Genomic DNA, 1,140 nt, shown 5'->3' with positions numbered 1-1,140 from the left:
GGGTTCCGGTGCACTTCTACTCAATACCTAGAATGGACGCCCGGCATTAATCTCCAGACTGATTCCTTTTCGCTGGCCTTCACGTACCAAGAGTACCTCACATTTACGCGAGGCGTGTTTGGTATCGAGGATGCTAACGATTCCGTGGAAATTGGCATGTCCGCCTCGGGCCCCGTCCTCCGGGTAAGTGCTACTACCGGAACCACTGTTGTAGACACTGGAACGGCTTTTGACCTCCAGCAGACTCAACGTTTTGTGCTCATATTCGACAACGCAACAGACCTTTGCACGCTCTACCAAGACGGGGTTCAAACGGCTCAGGTGGACTTCAGTGGTCTTACGTTCCTCAATACGAGCGCCTATACATGGCGACTTAATGACGCACCCAGTTATTCCGGTGGCTTTGGCAGCTTCACAGGGTATCTCGAATGGGACCGCGCTTTATCCCCCGCAGAAGTTGCGGAGGTCTGGGCAACCCCAGAAATTGGCACCTACCCTGCCCTTACCACCAAGTACGTTGCTAGCGATGTGGTGGGTAGCACTATTCCTGATAGTTCTGGAAACGCCAATGCAAGTGCTCTCCTAGAGGGCCTATCCACCCCGTCTCTTGCGGGTAATAAGCTGGAGTTCGATAAGGCTCAAGATCACTACCTTCGTATGGAGGCGGGCATCGCCTCACAGGTAGGGGCGTCAGGAGCCTTCACCCTAGCCGTTGCATTTTATGGTGATGACCCAGATGCTGTCTGGGCCGTTAATACTTCAGCGGGAGCAAACCTCAACCTCATGCTCTATTCGAGTGCGGGGATGGCTTACTATGGGCCAAGTCTCATTACGATCAATACTCGCAATCATGACCGGGCTCCGGGTGTCCTTGTTATCTCCTACGACTCTGCCACACAAGAAGCGATTATTACTCTTAATGGGGTACTCATCTACAATGCCCAAAACACTGGCACAATACCCGTCTTATCCGCCTCGGACTTGTGGTCTATCAATAACGAATATGACGCTGCTTCCCCCTCCAATATAGGTACGATTGACTTCTACGAGGTTGACCTCTGGGATTCCGCACTAGACGCAGGGCAGTGTATCAATGTTTCGCGTGATTTGTTTAACACTTACTTCCGGGCATGACGCATG

General features: G+C 52.1%; 1 protein-coding gene. It reads left to right on the top strand.

Annotation, left to right across the window (positions count from 1 at the left end; all coding sequences use genetic code 11):
* Window positions 1-1,134 (top strand): hypothetical protein (locus tag V6D20_13490; GenBank protein ID HEY9816793.1); only part of this gene is annotated, 1,134 nt, incomplete at its 5' end.
* Between the last annotated feature and the right edge of the window lie 6 nt (window positions 1,135-1,140).

The sequence above is a fragment of the Candidatus Obscuribacterales bacterium genome, assembly GCA_036703605.1.
Classification (GTDB): Bacteria; Cyanobacteriota; Cyanobacteriia; order RECH01; family RECH01; genus RECH01.
The sequence above is the reverse complement of the archived record's forward strand: the minus strand, read 5'-3'. Positions and strand labels throughout refer to the sequence as shown.